The 16,915-nt window shown below is 59.2% G+C and carries 16 protein-coding genes; 11 read left to right on the forward strand and 5 right to left on the reverse strand.

The features are described from left to right. The first annotated feature begins 78 nt into the window (after window positions 1–78). The 5 genes from BZL43_RS15820 to BZL43_RS15840 all read left to right on the forward strand — a co-directional run bounded on the left by BZL43_RS15820 (window position 79) and on the right by BZL43_RS15840 (window position 5,522). The gene (locus BZL43_RS15820) at window positions 79–1,176 is read left to right on the forward strand and encodes a polyamine ABC transporter substrate-binding protein (RefSeq protein ID WP_095633273.1); all 1,098 of its coding nucleotides are present in this window, start codon (window positions 79–81) and stop codon (window positions 1,174–1,176) included. Between the two features lie 240 nt (window positions 1,177–1,416). Continuing rightward, a complete protein-coding gene (locus BZL43_RS15825; protein WP_095633182.1) occupies window positions 1,417–2,514 on the forward strand; it encodes a polyamine ABC transporter substrate-binding protein in 1,098 nt (365 codons plus the stop codon). A 61-nt stretch (window positions 2,515–2,575) separates the two neighbouring features. Continuing rightward, window positions 2,576–3,718 carry an ABC transporter ATP-binding protein gene (locus BZL43_RS15830; RefSeq protein WP_095633183.1) on the forward strand — a complete coding sequence of 381 codons (1,143 nt, stop codon included), beginning with the start codon at window positions 2,576–2,578 and terminating at the stop codon, window positions 3,716–3,718. 35 nt (window positions 3,719–3,753) lie between these two features. Continuing rightward, a complete protein-coding gene (locus tag BZL43_RS15835; RefSeq protein ID WP_177409340.1) occupies window positions 3,754–4,635 on the forward strand; it encodes an ABC transporter permease subunit in 882 nt (293 codons plus the stop codon). Continuing rightward, a complete protein-coding gene (locus BZL43_RS15840; protein ID WP_095633185.1) occupies window positions 4,632–5,522 on the forward strand; it encodes an ABC transporter permease subunit in 891 nt (296 codons plus the stop codon). The genes BZL43_RS15835 and BZL43_RS15840 overlap by 4 nt, the downstream gene beginning before the upstream one ends. A 230-nt stretch (window positions 5,523–5,752) precedes the next feature. Here the strand turns inward: BZL43_RS15840 and BZL43_RS15845 are convergent, their stop codons facing one another. Further along, on the reverse strand, window positions 5,753–8,164 hold the full coding sequence (locus BZL43_RS15845; RefSeq protein WP_095633186.1) for a penicillin acylase family protein: 2,412 nt from the start codon (window positions 8,162–8,164) through the stop codon (window positions 5,753–5,755). A gap of 103 nt (window positions 8,165–8,267) precedes the next feature. Beyond that, complete coding sequence (locus BZL43_RS15850) at window positions 8,268–8,846, reverse strand: DUF6436 domain-containing protein (protein ID WP_095633187.1); 579 nt, start codon at window positions 8,844–8,846, stop codon at window positions 8,268–8,270. A gap of 97 nt (window positions 8,847–8,943) precedes the next feature. On the opposite strand from BZL43_RS15850, the gene BZL43_RS15855 reads away from it, so the two are divergent. Beyond that, a complete protein-coding gene (locus BZL43_RS15855) occupies window positions 8,944–9,891 on the forward strand; it encodes an alpha/beta hydrolase (RefSeq protein ID WP_095633188.1) in 948 nt (315 codons plus the stop codon). 59 nt (window positions 9,892–9,950) lie between these two features. On the opposite strand, the gene BZL43_RS15860 is transcribed toward BZL43_RS15855, so the two are convergent. Further along, a complete protein-coding gene (locus BZL43_RS15860; RefSeq protein ID WP_095633189.1) occupies window positions 9,951–10,703 on the reverse strand; it encodes a DUF2059 domain-containing protein in 753 nt (250 codons plus the stop codon). A 133-nt stretch (window positions 10,704–10,836) separates the two neighbouring features. Between BZL43_RS15860 and BZL43_RS15865 the strand changes: the two genes are divergently transcribed. Together BZL43_RS15865 and BZL43_RS15870 are read left to right on the forward strand one after the other, a co-directional pair. After that, window positions 10,837–11,469 (forward strand): 2OG-Fe(II) oxygenase, encoded by a 633-nt coding sequence (locus BZL43_RS15865; RefSeq protein WP_095633190.1) that lies wholly within the window; start codon window positions 10,837–10,839, stop codon window positions 11,467–11,469. Between the two features lie 2 nt (window positions 11,470–11,471). Continuing rightward, window positions 11,472–11,957, forward strand: coding sequence for a DUF523 domain-containing protein (locus BZL43_RS15870; protein WP_095633191.1), 486 nt, complete (start codon window positions 11,472–11,474; stop codon window positions 11,955–11,957). A 128-nt stretch (window positions 11,958–12,085) separates the two neighbouring features. Here BZL43_RS15870 and BZL43_RS15875 read toward each other — a convergent pair whose 3' ends face one another. Continuing rightward, complete coding sequence (locus BZL43_RS15875) at window positions 12,086–12,664, reverse strand: transporter substrate-binding domain-containing protein (RefSeq protein WP_095633192.1); 579 nt, start codon at window positions 12,662–12,664, stop codon at window positions 12,086–12,088. A 138-nt stretch (window positions 12,665–12,802) separates the two neighbouring features. On the opposite strand from BZL43_RS15875, the gene BZL43_RS15880 reads away from it, so the two are divergent. Then, on the forward strand, window positions 12,803–13,228 hold the full coding sequence (locus BZL43_RS15880; RefSeq protein WP_095633193.1) for a DUF4399 domain-containing protein: 426 nt from the start codon (window positions 12,803–12,805) through the stop codon (window positions 13,226–13,228). Window positions 13,229–13,347: 119 nt separating this feature from the next. Here BZL43_RS15880 and serA read toward each other — a convergent pair whose 3' ends face one another. Continuing rightward, the gene (serA, locus tag BZL43_RS15885; RefSeq protein WP_095633194.1) at window positions 13,348–14,577 is read right to left on the reverse strand and encodes a phosphoglycerate dehydrogenase; all 1,230 of its coding nucleotides are present in this window, start codon (window positions 14,575–14,577) and stop codon (window positions 13,348–13,350) included. Between the two features lie 204 nt (window positions 14,578–14,781). Between serA and BZL43_RS15890 the strand changes: the two genes are divergently transcribed. Together BZL43_RS15890 and BZL43_RS15895 are read left to right on the forward strand one after the other, a co-directional pair. After that, window positions 14,782–16,176: an FAD-binding oxidoreductase gene (locus BZL43_RS15890; RefSeq protein WP_095633195.1), complete on the forward strand. Its 1,395-nt coding sequence runs from the start codon at window positions 14,782–14,784 to the stop codon at window positions 16,174–16,176. Between the two features lie 23 nt (window positions 16,177–16,199). Beyond that, window positions 16,200–16,865 carry a fumarylacetoacetate hydrolase family protein gene (locus BZL43_RS15895; protein ID WP_095633196.1) on the forward strand — a complete coding sequence of 222 codons (666 nt, stop codon included), beginning with the start codon at window positions 16,200–16,202 and terminating at the stop codon, window positions 16,863–16,865. The last annotated feature ends 50 nt before the right edge of the window (window positions 16,866–16,915 follow it).

The following is a 16,915-nucleotide window of genomic DNA, read 5'->3' on the forward strand; positions in this document are numbered from 1 at the left end:
GTTCGGATGCCCGGTAACCGGCCGCCGAGCACGTGGTTAAAAAGAAAAACTGGAGCATTACCCATGAAGGCATTAGGTATGAAGATAGCTGGCAAGACCCTCCTCGCCATGTCCCTGATGGGCATGATGGCGGGCGCCGTTCAGGCGGACGACAAAGTGCTGCGCGTGTACAACTGGTCCGATTACATCGCACCGGATACCGTCAAGAAGTTCGAAGCCGAGTCGGGTATCAAAGTCGTCTACGACGTGTTCGACAGTAACGAAACCCTGGAAGCCAAGCTGCTGGCAGGCAAGTCCGGCTATGACATCGTCGTGCCGTCGAACAACTTCCTGGCCAAGCAGATCAAGGCCGGCGTTTACCAGAAGCTGGACAAGTCCAAGCTGCCTAACTGGAAAAACCTGAACCCGGACCTGCTTAAAGCCGTATCGGTAAGCGACCCGGGCAACGAACACGCCTTCCCTTACATGTGGGGTTCGATCGGTATCGGTTTCAACCCCGACAAGGTCAAGGCTGCACTGGGTGCCGATGCGCCGACCAACTCCTGGGACTTGCTGTTCAAACCTGAAAACGCTGCCAAGTTGAAGTCGTGTGGTATCAGCTTCCTCGATTCGCCAACCGAGATGATTCCGGTGGCGTTGCATTACCTGGGCTATCCAACCGACACCCAGGACAAGAAACAACTGGCTGAAGCCGAAGCGCTGTTCCTCAAAATCCGTCCTTCGGTGGGCTACTTCCACTCGTCCAAATACATCTCCGACCTGGCCAACGGCAACATCTGCGTCGCCGTGGGTTACTCGGGCGACATCTACCAGGCCAAGGCTCGCGCCGCTGAAGCCGGTGACAAGGTGAAAGTCAGCTACAACATTCCAAAAGAAGGTGCCGGCAGCTTCTACGACATGGTCGCCATCCCTAAAGATGCCGAAAACGTCGAAGGCGCCTACAAGTTCATGACCTTCCTGCAGAAGCCGGAAATCATGGCCGAGATCACCAACGCCGTGCGTTTCCCGAACGGTAACGCGGCATCTACCGCATTGGTCGATAAAGAAATCACCAGCGATCCTGGCATCTACCCGCCAGCAGAAGTACTGGCCAAGCTGTACGCGATTGCCGATTTGCCGGCCGCCACCCAGCGGATCCTGACTCGCAGCTGGACCAAGATCAAATCCGGTAAATAAGCCATAAACCTGTAGCAGCTGCCGCAGGCTGCGTTGAGGTCCCAAGGACCTCCGCTTTTCGACAGCACAACTGCTTCGCAGTTGAACGCAGCCTTTGGCAGCTGCTACAGGGTTCTGCATAAAAGTTTTGCTGGAACGGTTTTTCGAGGGTAAGTTGCGCGCCGGTTTTGTTGTCAGGCAGCCATGGCTGTCATGTAACGCGGGGCAACTTGGGCCCAACTAATTTTAGAGGACCTCCACTTGCCTATTTTTTCTTTGTTGCGCAATGCCCTGTTGGTCGGCGCCGGGCTGACACTCGCTGTCAGTGCTCAGGCGGCTGGCACAGTGCATATTTATAACTGGTCGGACTACATCGGTGAGACCACCCTGGCCGACTTCCAGAAAGAAACCGGCATCAAGCCGGTGTATGACGTATTCGATTCCAACGAAACCCTGGAAGGCAAGTTGCTGGCCGGGCGTACCGGTTATGACGTGGTCGTGCCGTCCAACCACTTTCTTGGCAAACAGATCAAGGCCGGGGCTTTCCAGAAGCTCGACAAATCGAAGCTGACCCACTATTCCAACCTCGATCCGGTGCTGCTCAAGCGCCTGGAGCAGAATGATCCGGGCAATCAGTACGCCGTACCGTATCTGTGGGGCACCAACGGCATCGGTTACAACGTCGACAAGGTCAAGGCCGTGCTGGGTCTCGACAAGATCGATTCCTGGGATGTGGTATTCGAACCGCAGAACATCAAGAAGCTGCACAGCTGCGGCGTGGCGTTCCTCGACTCCGCCGATGAAATGATGCCCACGGTCCTCAACTACATGGGCCTGGATGCCAACAGTACCAACCCTGAAGACTACAAAAAGGCCGAAGCCAAGTTGCTGGCGGTGCGGCCTTACGTGACGTATTTCCACTCGTCCAAATACATCGCAGACCTGGCCAACGGTGATATCTGCGTGGCGATCGGTTTCTCCGGCGATATGTTCCAGGCCAAGGCCCGCGCGGCTGAAGCTGGCAAAGGCATAAACATTGCCTATTCGATTCCGAAAGAGGGCGGCGCGCTCTGGTTCGACATGCTGGCGATCCCCAAGGATGCCGCCAACGTCAAGGAAGCCCATGCCTTCATCAACTATTTGCTGAAACCCGAGGTGATTGCCCAGGTCAGCGATTCCGTAGGCTACGCCAACCCGAATCCCGGGTCGGACAAACTGATGGAACAGTCCATACGCACCGACGAATCGGTCTATCCACCTCAAGCGGTCCTCGACAAGACCTACGTTTCCACCGAGTTGCCACCAAACATTCAACGTTTGATGACGCGCAGCTGGACCAAGGTCAAGTCGGGCAAATAGCTGCAAACTATCCAGGTTCGCCACGTTGGGCGAACTGCAAATTCTGTTGGGAGTTTCGTAAATGGCAGTTGCCTCCGGCGCCTATAAGAAAGCCCTCGAGGGCGACCAGACACCTAAACAGGTGCTGGTCAAAATCGACCGGGTCACAAAAAAGTTCGACGAGACGATTGCCGTGGACGACGTGTCCCTGGAAATCAGGAAAGGCGAAATCTTCGCCTTGCTCGGCGGCTCGGGTTCGGGCAAATCCACCTTGCTGCGGATGCTGGCAGGTTTCGAACGGCCCACGGAGGGGCGCATTTACCTCGATGGCGTCGACATCACGGACATGCCGCCGTACGAGCGGCCGATCAACATGATGTTCCAGTCTTACGCGCTGTTCCCGCACATGACCGTGGCGCAGAACATCGCCTTCGGCCTCAAGCAGGACAAACTGCCTGCCGCTGAAATCGATGCGCGCGTGGCCGACATGCTCAAACTGGTGCAGATGACTCAGTACGCCAAGCGCAAACCGCACCAATTGTCCGGTGGCCAGCGTCAGCGTGTGGCGCTGGCGCGTTCCTTGGCCAAACGACCGAAGCTGTTGCTGCTCGACGAGCCAATGGGCGCGCTGGATAAAAAGCTGCGCTCGCAAATGCAACTGGAGCTGGTGGAAATCATCGAGCGGGTCGGCGTGACCTGCGTGATGGTCACCCACGACCAGGAAGAGGCCATGACCATGGCCGAGCGCATCGCGATCATGCACCTGGGCTGGATCGCCCAGATCGGCAGCCCGATCGACATCTACGAAACCCCGACCAGCCGTCTGGTCTGCGAATTCATCGGCAACGTCAACATCTTCGACGGTGAAGTGATCGACGACGCCGAAGGCCACGCGATCATCACCTGCAAGGACCTGGACCGGCAGATTTATGTGGGCCACGGCATCAGCACGTCGGTGCAGGACAAATCCGTGACCTACGCGATCCGTCCGGAAAAACTGCTGGTGACGCCGACCATGCCGACCTGCGAATACAACTGGTCCAGCGGCAAAGTGCATGACATCGCCTACCTCGGTGGCCACTCGGTGTTCTATGTCGAACTGCCGAGCGGCAAGATCGTCCAGTCGTTCGTCGCCAATGCCGAACGCCGTGGCGCGCGCCCGACTTGGGGTGACCAGGTTTACGTGTGGTGGGAAGACGACAGCGGCGTGGTACTTCGCTCATGAACCTGCGCAAATTCAAACGCCGGCTCAATCGAATAATTCCCGGTGGCCGCCAGTTGGTCATCGGGGTGCCGTTCATCTGGCTGTTCCTGTTCTTCATGCTGCCGTTCTTCATCGTCTTGAAGATCAGCTTTGCCGAAGCCGACGTGGCCATTCCGCCGTACACCGAGATTTACAGCTTCATCGACCAGAAGCTCCAGGTGCTGCTTAACCTGAGCAACTACGCGATGCTCGGCGACGACGATTTGTACATCGCCGCTTACCTGGGTTCGCTCAAGATGGCGCTGATCAGCACCGTCCTCTGCCTGTTGATCGGCTACCCGATGGCCTACGCCATTGCCAGTGCCCGCAAAGAGCTGCAGACGGTGCTGGTGTTGCTGATCATGATGCCGACCTGGACCGCGATCCTGATCCGCGTGTATGCGTGGATGGGCATTCTCAGCAACAACGGTTTGCTTAACGGCTTTTTGATGAGCATGGGCTGGATCGACCAGCCGCTGCAGATTCTCAACACCAACCTCGCGGTTTATATCGGGGTCGTTTACTCCTATCTGCCGTTCATGATCCTGCCGCTCTACGCCAACCTGGTCAAACATGACACCAGCCTGCTGGAAGCCGCGTCGGACCTGGGTTCGAGCACCTTCAACAGTTTCTGGAAGATCACCGTGCCGCTGTCGAAAAACGGCATCATTGCCGGCTGCATGCTGGTGTTCATCCCGGTGGTGGGCGAGTTCGTGATTCCGGAACTGCTCGGCGGTCCGGAAACCCTGATGATCGGTAAAGTGCTCTGGCAAGAGTTCTTCAACAACCGTGACTGGCCGGTGGCGTCCGCGCTGGCGGTGGTGATGCTGGCGATCCTGATTGTGCCGATCATTCTGTTCAACCGTAGTCAGGCCAAAGAAATGGAGGGCAAGGAATGAAGCGCTTCCGTTTCTCGAGTTTCATGCTGGTAGCGGGTTTGCTGTTCATCTACGCGCCGATGCTGATCCTGGTGATCTACTCGTTCAACGCCTCCAAACTCGTGACGGTGTGGGGCGGTTGGTCGATCAAGTGGTACGTGGGGTTGATGGACAACACCCAACTGATGGGCTCGGTGGTGCGCTCGCTGGAAATCGCCTGCTACACGGCGATTGCCGCGGTGGCACTGGGGACACTGGCGGCCTTCGTGCTGACCCGTATCACCCACTTCAAGGGCCGCACGCTGTTCGGTGGTCTGGTCACCGCGCCGTTGGTGATGCCGGAAGTGATCACCGGTCTGTCGCTGTTGCTGCTGTTCGTGGCCATGGCGCAGATGATCGGCTGGCCGCAGGAACGCGGCATCGTCACCATCTGGATCGCCCACACCACGTTCTGCGCGGCGTATGTGGCGGTGGTGGTGTCGGCGCGCTTGCGTGAGCTGGACCTGTCCATCGAAGAGGCGGCCATGGACCTGGGCGCGCGGCCGTGGAAGGTGTTCTTCCTGATCACCATCCCGATGATCGCGCCGTCGCTGGCGGCGGGCGGGATGATGTCGTTCGCCTTGTCTCTGGATGACCTGGTGCTGGCGAGCTTCGTATCGGGTCCGGGTTCCACGACCCTGCCAATGGAAGTGTTCTCGGCGGTGCGCCTGGGCGTGAAGCCTGAGATCAATGCCGTGGCCAGCCTGATTCTGCTGGCGGTGTCGTTCGTCACGTTCCTGGTCTGGTTCTTCAGCCGTCGTGCCGAAGAGATTCGCAAGCGTGCGATCCAGCAGGCCATCGAAGAAGGCGCCGCCGACTCCTGGAAACAACCGGACGTGCGCCGGACGCAGGCGCCGGAAGCGGCTTGATCCTGAGGCCGGGTTGACCACCGTTGCGGGGCCAACCCAAATCCAGGCTTGTTCGCGATAGCGGTCTGTCCGTCGATATCTATGTTGACGGTGATGCCGTTATCGCGGGCAAGCCCGCTCCCACAGTGATCGGTGTGAAGCAACAGTTTTGTGATCAACACAAAACCTGTGGGAGCGGCGGTGCGACGATTCGACTTGCCCGCGATTACGTCAGTTAAACCAACAGAAATCTATTGCCCTGAACGCGCTGGCAACAGCTTCAACGTACTGCGGGTATTGGCCGTCACTTCTTCATCGTTTAAATACGCCTGGTAATAAACCCCTTCGATATACGCCTCGGACTGATCGTCATAGTGACGGTCGAACGGCACGCCGCTCTGGCCGACCGGGTTGATGGTCAGGCTGTGGGCCGGGTCGGCGAAGTCGATCAGCCGCCGCGTCGACGGGCCGTAAGTCACAGGCCACGGCGCCGGGCCGATCTTGGCCGAGAGGTTGTTTGGCACTTCATGGGTGCCGGGCGCCGCGAATGGCCCGACATTGAAGATCCGCTCCAGTGGCTTTTGCGTTCCCAGCGGATGGCCGTGGGTCAGGGTATGTGCCTTGCCCCACTGCCATTGCGCGGAGTCGGCGCCAAGGGTGGTGTTGAGGTGAGCCATGCTCGCTTGCCAGGCCACCTTGACCGTATCGGCGCGGGTTTCTTTACCGGAAGTGTTGCGGTTGTCCCACCACGGTGAATCGGCGGAGGCCGCCAGACGCGGCAGTGCGGCATCGATCACCCGGGTCGGCAGCAGCGTTTCGAAGAAGTCGTTGCCCAGTTCATCGCGCATCGCGGCGTCGGCGAGGTTGAACAGAAACTGGTTGAACAGCGTGGCGCTGATCGAGTCCAGCGGGTAATCGCCAGTCCATTGCGCCAGTTGCTCCACGAGTTTGAGCTCGGCGGGATCGCTCACCCCTTCACGCAGTACCGGTAGCAACGGCGCGAGCAAGCGCGGACCGTAGTCGGTGGTGGTGCCCAGTTGCAGCTTCTGGCCGGACTCGTTGTCCCACTTCACATTTTTGTCGCTGAGTTGACGATTGAGCTGCTGACCGCGATCGGCAAGGTTGTAGTAACCGGGAATTTCCATGCCGGTCGGCGACACTGGCTGGAAGTTGGCCGAGACGATATAGCCCCGCGCCGGGTTTTCTTCCTGTGGGTTGGCGCTGAACGGGTAGAAACCTTCCTTGTCCGCCTGAGGGGTGCTGCCGTCGAGGATGAACCCGGGTTTCACCCCGGCCGGGCGCTTGGGCAGCAGCGCCGAGGCCCACCAACCGATGTCGCCCTTGGCGTTGGCGTAGACGATGTTCAGCCCCGGCGCCTGAACCTTGGCCGAGGCGGCGCGGGCCTTGGCCAAAGTGTCGGCGCGGTTGAGCTGGTAGAAACCGTCGAGGATCGGATTCGGCGTCTCGAGGAAAGCCCACCACATGGCGACCGGTGTCTTGCCGGCGGCAGTGCCGAGCGCATCGTTGATGATCGGGCCATGGGGCGACTGGCGCAGGGGCAGCGTGACCGGTGGCTGGCCTTTGACCGCGATCTGTTGTTCGGTGTTGACCAGGTCAGTCCAGTTGCCGCGATACCAGACCTGGTTCGGGTTCTCCGGGTTGACCTTCTCGGCAATCAGGTCCAGGTCGTCGTTCTGGAACATGGTCAGGCTCCAGCCGAAGTCCAGGTTGTGGCCCAGAAACGCAAACGGCACCAGCGCCTGATGGTAACCGTAAAGCTCGAAGCCTGGTGCCGACAGGTGCGCTTCGTACCACACCGACGGCGCCGAGAAGCGAATGTGCGGGTCACCGGCCAGCAGTGGCTTGCCGCTTTTGCTGCGGCTGCCGGCAATCACCCAGGCATTGCTGCCTTCGAATTGCGGCAGGCCATTGTCGGCCAAGGCGTGCTCACTCAAACGGGCGAGGGCATTCAGATCCTTCCAGTCATTGGCGGTGAGGGCCGGTGCAGGGTTGGCGCGCCTCTTGGCCAGCACGCCCTTGGGCTGCCAGTCGAGATCGAAGATAGTCAGGTACTCGGCGCCCAGTTGGTCACGCACGTAAGTCAGCAAGGGTTCGGTGCGAAACGCCGCGGCAAAGCTGTAGGCCATGTAGCCGGCGATGCTGATGCTGTCTTCGGCAGTGAAAGGGCGCTTGGGGATCCCCAGCACGTCGAACTCGGCGGGCGCCGCGTGGCTGTCCTGATATTGATTGATGCCGTCCAGATAGGCTTGCAGAGCCTTCCATGCCGGCGACTGACGATCCAGCGCGGCCACATAACTGTCTGCCCGTTCGCGGATACGCAGGCTGCGAAACAGTTTGTCGGTGTCGATCAGTTTCGGGCCGAGGACTTCGGCCAGTTCACCGCGGGCCAGGCGCCGCATGGCTTCCATCTGGAACAGTCGGTCCTGGGCGTGCACGTAGCCGAGGGCGCGGTAGAGGTCGGTTTCGTTTTCGGCGCGGATATGCGGCACGCCGCGCTCGTCGTAGCGCACGGTCACCGAACCTTGCAGGTGCTGCAACGCCACCTGGCCCTGACGCGTCGGTTGCTTGCTGTACACATACCAGCCGCCTCCGGCGACGAGCACGATGATCAGCACGGCAAGTATGGTCAGGACGCGTTTCATGGTGACTCCTTGTTCTTACGGGATTGCCGCCCGTGGGGCTGCAAACGTGTAGCACAGACCTTCTGCGCCGGCCATCGCGGTCCTGGAAAAGTCAGCAATGCCTTTACTGCATCTCAGCAGGCCACGGGCAGTAGCAACCCACCGCCAGCGTATGGGTGGCGTTCACCGCTCGACCTTCGTTCAGCGCTTGCAGGATGGGCTCGATAAAACTGTTGCTCGAATTGCAGGTCAGGCCTTCGCTGTACGGCCCGAAATACGCCAGCCTGCCACTGCGGTCCCAGATCGCCACCGCCGGGCTGGCAGGGATTTGTTCGGAACCAGGCAGGACCGTGATGGTTTTAAGGCGGCTCAACGTGCTGGGCAATTGACCGTGGCTGCCGGGCCTTTGAACCGCATAGAACTCGATGCCCTGCGGTACATACTGCTCGACCAGTTCGGTCAGGTGTTGTTGATTGCCGACATTGCACGGGCAGGCCGGGTCCCAGAAATGCACCAGGCGAATGGCGCCGGGGCCGGCGAGCTCGTCCGGCAGGCGCAATGGATCGCCGGAAAACATCGCAGTGTGCGAACTGAAGGCGCGCAAGTAGCGCCCCTGAAACCAGTCATAGGCGGCCCACAGCACGCCGGCACACACAAGGGCGAGCAGGCTGGCAAGCAATGTGGTGCGGTAGACCGGACGCATGGGTTTCAATCCTCGAAGGTCGGCTAGCTTGCCATGCTTGCCGCGACAGATGAATATCGCAGGCCCATAAAGTCCATTTCGCGCTCTGGAATCGCCCATGTCTGCCACTTTCGACCCCGATCATTTGCGTGCCAGCCTGCGGCCATTGGCCGAGTGGCAGCCGCTGTCGACCGAGGCCATGGCCTATCAGCATTTTTATGGGCTGGATTTCCCCCGGCGAACCTTGCGCAGTGGCCTGGGGCGTTTCGAGGTCGATGGCTATGAAGTGGTCAGCCAGCTCTGGTGGCCCGAACGGGCGAAGGCGACGCTGTTTCTGTTTCACGGTTTCTACGATCACACCGGGCTCTATCGGCATGTGATCGAGTGGGCGCTGGACCAGGGTTTTGCAGTAATCGCCTGTGACCTGCCGGGCCATGGCCTGTCCAGCGGCGAACGGGCGAGCATCAAGGACTTCGCCGAGTATCAGAGCGCGTTGCAAGGCCTGTTGGTCGAGGCGCAATCGCTCGGCCTTCCGCAGCCCTGGCATTTGTGCGGGCAAAGTACCGGCGGGGCGATCGTGATTGATCATGTGCTCAATCAAGGCGCGAGCAGTCCGGCCCAAGGGCAAGTGATTCTGCTGTCACCACTGGTGCGGCCGCGAGCCTGGGGCTGGTCGCAGCTCAGTTATTACCTGCTCAAGCCATTTGTCAAAGGCATCGCCCGGCGTTTCAGCGAGAATTCCAACGACCCTGACTTCCTCGCATTCCTGCAAGCCGATCCGCTGCAGCCGCTGCGTCTGCCAACGGCCTGGGTCGGTGCGCTGGGGCGCTGGATCAAGCGCATCGAAGCGGCACCGAGCAGCCCGCGGCAGCCGCTGATCGTGCAGGGGCAGGCGGACATGACCGTGGATTGGAAGCACAACCTTGATGTATTGCGGGGCAAGTTTGATCGGCCCCAAGTACTGATGCTGCCCAAGGCGCGGCATCATCTGGCGAATGAGTCAGCCGGATTGCGGCAGGAGTATTTCGGGTTTTTGAGCAAGCGGATGAAGGGGCGGAATCTTTAGCGGTAGTCAGGGCCCCATCGCGGGCTTGCCCGCGAAGGCGATTTGGCAGACGCCAAAAATTACTGGGCCAGGCTCGACGTACTCTGCCCCACCGCCAACCCCGCCCGAATCGCTGCCAATGCTGCCTGGTAGTAAGCCTTGCCTTCAGCGGACTCGGCAAATGTGGCGAACTCTTCCAGTTCTTCATCCGACAGGTCGCGATAGACATACAGCAGCGTGTTATTCAGGTCAGCGCCGATCTGCTCCATCAGACGCTGGCGCTGGCCGTTCAGCATGCCTTGTGCCTGGCCGCCACCGAGCAGGCCGGGGATCATCGAGCTCAGGCTGTCGGCCGCCACGCCCGCGATGGCGAGGCTGACTTCAGCACCGGCCTCGCGGGCAGGCAAGGCCTGGGCGAGGTGGCCGATGATCAGCTGACGGGTATCGCTGGCCTGCATTCTCGGCAAACCCTTGGCGTTTTTGGCCAATTGATCGCGACGGGTCGCCAGCAGTTCGGCGGCGACGATTTTCTTGCCCAAGGGCGATTGGAAGAAGGTCAATGCAGGTTTCGGATCGGCAAGCTTTTTGCGCAGCTGCGCTTCAGCACGTTGATCCATGGCTTTGGGCGCAAAGCGCTGATTACTGTTGTTGACCAAGGCCTGAAACACCGCCGGCGGCAGGCTGTTCTGATAACGCTGCTGAGCGGCAGAAAGAGCATCGTTGAAGTGCGCACGTTGTTCTGGCCAACCGGCAACCTTGTACAACTGGTCGTGGCCGTCCGCCCAGGCGGGCAAAACACAGAACATCAGCAGTGAAAAAAGCAAACGGCGCATAGGGACTCCTGTCAGCAGGCGACTATTCTCCGTGCGGCATTCGTACTTGTCGAGAATTCGTATCAGGTTGCGTGCCTTATCCGACCAATCCTCCGCTGCGCGGCTCTGTCGGATTTGCGGGCACAGGAATACTATGCGCGCCATGCAAATATCCTCTGATCATCCGCTGCTGTTACGTATCGTCGACGACCTGGCTGAGCGCGGCTGGTCGCAGCAGACTATTTTCCTGCCTCTGGATCTGACCCGGGCGCTGGCGGCCGAGTGCCAAAAACGTGCCGCCGAGGGCGAACTTGCGCCGGCCGGTGTGGGGCGCGGGCCGTTTTCGGAGATCCGCGAAGGCATTCGTGGTGACCATATCCAATGGCTCGAACCCGGCCAGGCCGAGGCTTGCGACCGCTATCTGGGGTTGATGGACAGCCTGCGTGAGGCGATGAATCGCAGTTTGTTTCTGGGCCTGGAAGATTTCGAAAGCCATTTCGCCCTGTACCCGCCTGGCGCTTTCTACCTCAAGCATGTCGACCGGTTCCGCGATGACGACCGGCGCATGGTTTCGGCGGTGATCTACCTCAATGACGCCTGGCTGCCCGAGCATGGCGGTCAGTTGCGCATGTACCTGGATGAAGGCGTTGAACACGATGTAGTGCCTACCGGCGGATGCCTGGTGGTGTTCCTGTCGGGCGAAGTTCCCCACGAAGTGCTGCCCGCGACCCGGGATCGCCTGTCGTTGACGGGCTGGTTCCGGCGTCGTGGCAATGAGCCGTTCTGATCATGCATAAGATTCTGGTAAGCCGTTGTTTGCTCGGTCACCGCGTCCGTTACGACGGCGGCGCCAGTGGGCCATTCAATCTGTTGGAACAGTGGATTGCCGAAGGCCGGGTAGTGCCGTTTTGCCCGGAAGTCGCCGGTGGTTTGCCGACGCCAAGGGCCGCGGCGGAGATTGCGGGCGGGCAGGGCGGTGAAGTGCTTGATGGCCTGGCATCGGTCATCACCACCGAGGGCGAGGACGTCAGTGCCGAGTTTCTTTCCGGCGCCTGTCAGGCGCTAGAGTTGGTGCAGCGGCACGGCATTCGCATCGCCGTGCTCAAGGCCAACAGCCCGTCGTGCGGGAATCTGTTGACCTATGACGGAACGTTCAGTGGCGTGAAGGTCAGTGGCGAGGGTGTCACCGCGGCATTGCTCAAGCGCCATGGCGTGCAAGTGTTCAGCGAGCTGGAGTTGGCTGAAGCGGCGCAAGCGTTGGCCGCGCAGGACTAGCAGTCACCCCAAGACCTGTGGGAGCGGGCTTGCCCGCGATGGCGGTTCAACATTCAATATCGATGTTGGATGTTAGGGCCTCATCGCGGGCAAGCCCGCTCCCGCAGGGGTTATTCATCAACCTTGAATCAGGGTTTCGGCGCATCCGCCCCGAACCATTTCTGCTCCAGCGTCTCCAGCCGGCCATCAGCCTTGATCCGCTGCAAGGCGTTTTCCAGGCTGGCTTGAAATGCCGGGTTACCCTTCTGAAACGGAATGGCCAGGCTCACAGCCGGGGCGGCTTTGGGCTTTTCTTCCGTCAGCGACTGCACCAACAGGATTGAACGCGGCGGCTCTTCTTTCTGCGCGATCAATTGTGAATTGGTGTGAATGTAAGGTTCGCTGAAGTCGAAACGATCCTTCAGCTCCGGGGTCTGTGCTATGTGATTGATGGCGACGTCGTACTTGCCGCTTTCGACGCCGGCCAGCAGGTCGACCGAATCGGTGACGACGAAGTCGGCCCTTACATCCAGTTCATTGGCCAGCATTTGGCCCAATTCCACCTCGAAGCCGGTCAGTTTGCCGTCATCCTTGAAATTGAAGGGCGGGGTATTAGCCTCAAGGGCAATGCGCAATTCGCCGCGGTCGTTAACATCGTCAATCAGTTCGGCATGAGCCAAAGGGCTCAAAAGGGGTAGCAGGCAGATCAGGCCAGGCAAAAAGCGCATGGTCACTCCTTTGAATTCATTTATCGCGATGCGCTGTTCAGGCTCGCTTTGCTATGGTTGTTGTCGTGTGCCTTCGACAACGAATGGCCGTTAAGTTGTCACGGCCGAGCGAATTTTACGGAAAAAATGGAGAAGAGAATGAAAAGCTTTGTGTCACGTGCAGCATGGACTGGCCTATTACTGAGTGCTTCGATGCTGGCAACGGCTGCGACTCCGGCCCCCAAGGGTGCCGAAGTGTTTATCGTTTCTCCTGAGGACGGTGCCACGGTACCCCAGACTTTCATCGTCAAATTCGCTGTGAAAAACATAGCCTTGGCACCTGCCGGTGATGTCACCAAAAACACGGGGCATCATCACCTACTGATCGATGCCGACAAACTGCCTGCGGCCGGTGCGCCGATCCCGACGGATGCCAACCATATGCATTTCGGCAAAGCGCAGACCCAGGCTGAAATAAAACTGGCACCGGGCAAGCACACCTTGCAGCTGGAATTGGGCGATGCCGGGCACATGCCGTTCGAGCCGCCTATTGTTTCGAAGAAAATCACCGTGAATGTGAAATAAAAAACGGGAGCCTCAGGGGCTCCCGTTTTTTTATAGCGGCAAGGTTTAAGCGGCAAGCTTCAAGTAGAAGCCAACGCTGACTCGGCTTGCCGCTTGTAGCTTGCCGCTCGAAGCTGCTGTTAAAACAACACTCGGCAACGAATGGTGCCGTTGATGTGCTGCAGCTTCTCTTGCGCCATTTCCGAGTATTCGGCATCGACGTCGATCACGACGTAGCCGACTTTGTCGTTGGTCTGCAGGAACTGACCGGAAATGTTGATGCCGTTTTCGGCGAAGACCTTGTTGATCTCGCTCATCACACCCGGAATGTTCTCGTGGACGTGCAGCAAACGGTGCTTGCCAGGGTGAGCCGGCAGGGCCACTTCCGGGAAGTTCACGGACGATACCGATGTACCGTTGTCGCTGTACTTGACCAGTTTTTCCGCCACTTCCAGACCGATGTTGGCTTGCGCCTCAGCGGTAGAACCACCGATGTGCGGGGTCAGGATCACGTTGTCCAGGCCTCGCAGCGGGCTTTCGAACTCTTCTTCGTTGGAGCGTGGCTCCACCGGGAAGACGTCGATGGCCGCGCCGATCAGGTGCTTGTCCTTGATTGCGTCCGCCAGGGCGTCCAGTTCAACCACGGTGCCGCGAGCAGCGTTGATCAGAATGCCGCCCTTCTTGATGGCGCGGATTTCCTTCTCGCCGATCATCCACTGAGTCGCTGCGGTTTCCGGAACGTGCAGGGTGACGATGTCGGACATGCCCAGCAGCTCGTGCAGGTTGCCCACCTGGGTCGCGTTGCCCAGTGGCAGCTTGGTCACGGTGTCGTAGAAATACACCTGCATCCCCAGGCCTTCAGCCAGGACCGACAGCTGAGTACCGATCGAGCCGTAACCGACGATGCCCAGCTTCTTGCCACGGATCTCGAAGGAGTTGGCTGCGCTCTTGATCCAGCCGCCACGGTGGCAGGAAGCGTTTTTCTCAGGGATGCCACGCAGCAACAGGATCGCCTCGGCCAATACCAGCTCGGCTACGGAACGAGTGTTGGAGTACGGAGCGTTGAATACGGCGATGCCGCGTTCGCGAGCCGCGTTGAGGTCGACCTGGTTGGTGCCGATGCAGAAACAGCCGACAGCCACCAGTTTCTTCGCGTGATCGAAGATCTCTTCGGTCAGTTGAGTGCGGGAGCGAATGCCGATGAAGTGCGCATCAGCGATCTTTTCCTTGAGCTGGGCTTCCGGCAGAGAACCTGTGAGGTACTCGATGCTGGTGTAGCCCGCCGCCTTGAGGACGTCGACAGCCGATTGGTGGACGCCTTCGAGAAGAAGGAACTTGATCTTGCTCTTATCGAGAGAAGTCTTGCTCATCTGCGTAAACCTGTATCCCGGAGAAAATTGGCAGGAAATAGCCAGCAGACGCTGACCTGGACGGCAGGAAAGCCGTCACCGCAGAACAGCCGTTGGGCACTATCCTGCGGGGTCGGTATGCTAGCATATGCACCCCGCTAAACACTCATTCCTGCGACGTGAAGCGTTCTCAGGATGACCATGAATTGTTCGAGAGTTCTGTCGATGACCGATCCTGCGCTGATTGATGAGCTGAAGACCCTGGTTGAGCCTGGCAAGGTCCTGACCGACGCCGACTCCCTGAATGCTTACGGCAAGGATTGGACCAAGCATTTCGCCCCGGCCCCGACGGCCATTGTGTTCCCCAAGACTACCGAACAGGTCCAGGCCATTGTCCGTTGGGCTAATGAACACAAGGTGGCGCTGGTGCCGTCCGGCGGTCGTACCGGGCTTTCGGCTGCCGCCGTGGCAGCCCATGGCGAAGTAGTCGTGTCTTTCGATTACATGAACCAGATCCTCGACGTGAACCTGACCGACCGCACGGCCGTGTGTCAGCCGGGAGTGGTTACCGAGCAATTGCAGAACAAGGCCCAAGAGCACGGTTTGTACTATCCCGTGGATTTCGCGTCCGCAGGCTCCAGTCAGATTGGCGGCAATATCGGCACCAATGCCGGCGGGATCAAGGTCATTCGCTACGGCATGACCCGCAACTGGGTGGCCGGCATGAAAGTCGTCACTGGCAAGGGCGATCTGCTGGAACTGAACAAAGACCTGATCAAGAACGCCACGGGCTACGACCTGCGTCAGCTGTTCATCGGCGCCGAAGGCACGCTGGGCTTTGTGGTCGAGGCCACCATGCGCCTGGACCGCGCACCGAAAAACCTCACCGCGATGGTCCTTGGCACCGCCGATTTCGATTCGATCATGCCGGTGTTGCATGCATTCCAGAGCAAGCTTGACCTGACCGCCTTCGAATTTTTCTCCGATAAAGCGCTGACCAAGGTCATGGCCCGCGGTGATGTGCCTGCACCATTCGAATCCGATTGCCCGTTCTACGCGCTGCTGGAATTCGAGGCGACCACCGAAGAAGTGGCCAATCATGCCCTGGAAACCTTCGAGCACTGCGTCGAGCAAGGCTGGGTACTGGACGGCGTGATGAGCCAGAGCGAAACCCAGTTGCACAATCTATGGAAATTGCGCGAGTACATCTCCGAAACCATTTCCCACTGGACGCCGTACAAGAACGACATTTCGGTCACTGTGTCGAAAGTCCCGGCGTTCCTGAAAGAAATCGACGCGATCGTCGGCGAACACTACCCCGATTTCGAAATTGTCTGGTTCGGTCACATCGGCGACGGCAACCTGCATTTGAATATCCTTAAGCCGGACAACCTGAGCAAGGACGAGTTCTTCGCCAAGTGCGCGACCGTCAACAAGTGGGTGTTCGAAACCGTGGAGAAGTACAACGGTTCGATTTCCGCCGAACACGGCGTGGGCATGACCAAGCGTGATTACTTGACCTACAGTCGCTCGCCGGTTGAGATCGAGTACATGAAAGCCGTCAAAGCGGTGTTCGACCCGAACGGCATCATGAACCCGGGCAAGATTTTCGCTGTTTGAATCACTGAATCAGGAGTCGGTCAATGAGCTATCAGCACCAGTATGTCGACGGCACGCGCATTCACTTCCCGTTGGGCAAAGTGGTGTGCATCGGCCGTAACTACGCCGAACACGCCAAGGAACTGGACAACCCGGTGCCTACTGAACCGCTTCTGTTCATCAAGCCGGGCAGTTGCGTGGTGCCGCTGGAAGGCGGTTTCAGCATTCCGACCGAACGTGGCTCGGTGCATTACGAAGCGGAAATCGCTGTGTTGATCGGCAAGCCACTGTCGACCAAACCGAGCCGTGAAGAAGTACTGGATGCCATCTCGGGCATCGCTCCGGCGCTGGACCTGACCCTGCGCGACAAGCAGGCCGAGCTGAAAGCCAAGGGCCTGCCGTGGGAAATCGCCAAGTCCTTCGACGGAGCGGCAGTGATTGCGCCGTTCGTGGCAAGCAGCACCTTCGCCGATCTGGCCGACATCGGCATCCGCCTGACCATCAATGGTGAAGTGCGCCAGGACGGCAATAGCAAGGACATGCTCAATCCGATCGTGCCGATGATCCAGTACATGGCTGGCTGCTTTTCGCTGCAGGCCGGTGACGTGATCCTCACCGGTACGCCGATGGGCGTTGGCCCGTTGAATGTCGGTGACGAACTGGTGCTCGAGCTGCCAGGCGTCAGCCGCTTCACCAGCAGCGTGCGCTAAAAAAGCAAAAGATCGCAGCCTTCGGCAGCTCCTACACCAATCTCTGTAGG

Source organism: Pseudomonas sp. PICF141 (genome assembly GCF_002286815.1).
Taxonomy (GTDB): Bacteria; Pseudomonadota; Gammaproteobacteria; order Pseudomonadales; family Pseudomonadaceae; genus Aquipseudomonas.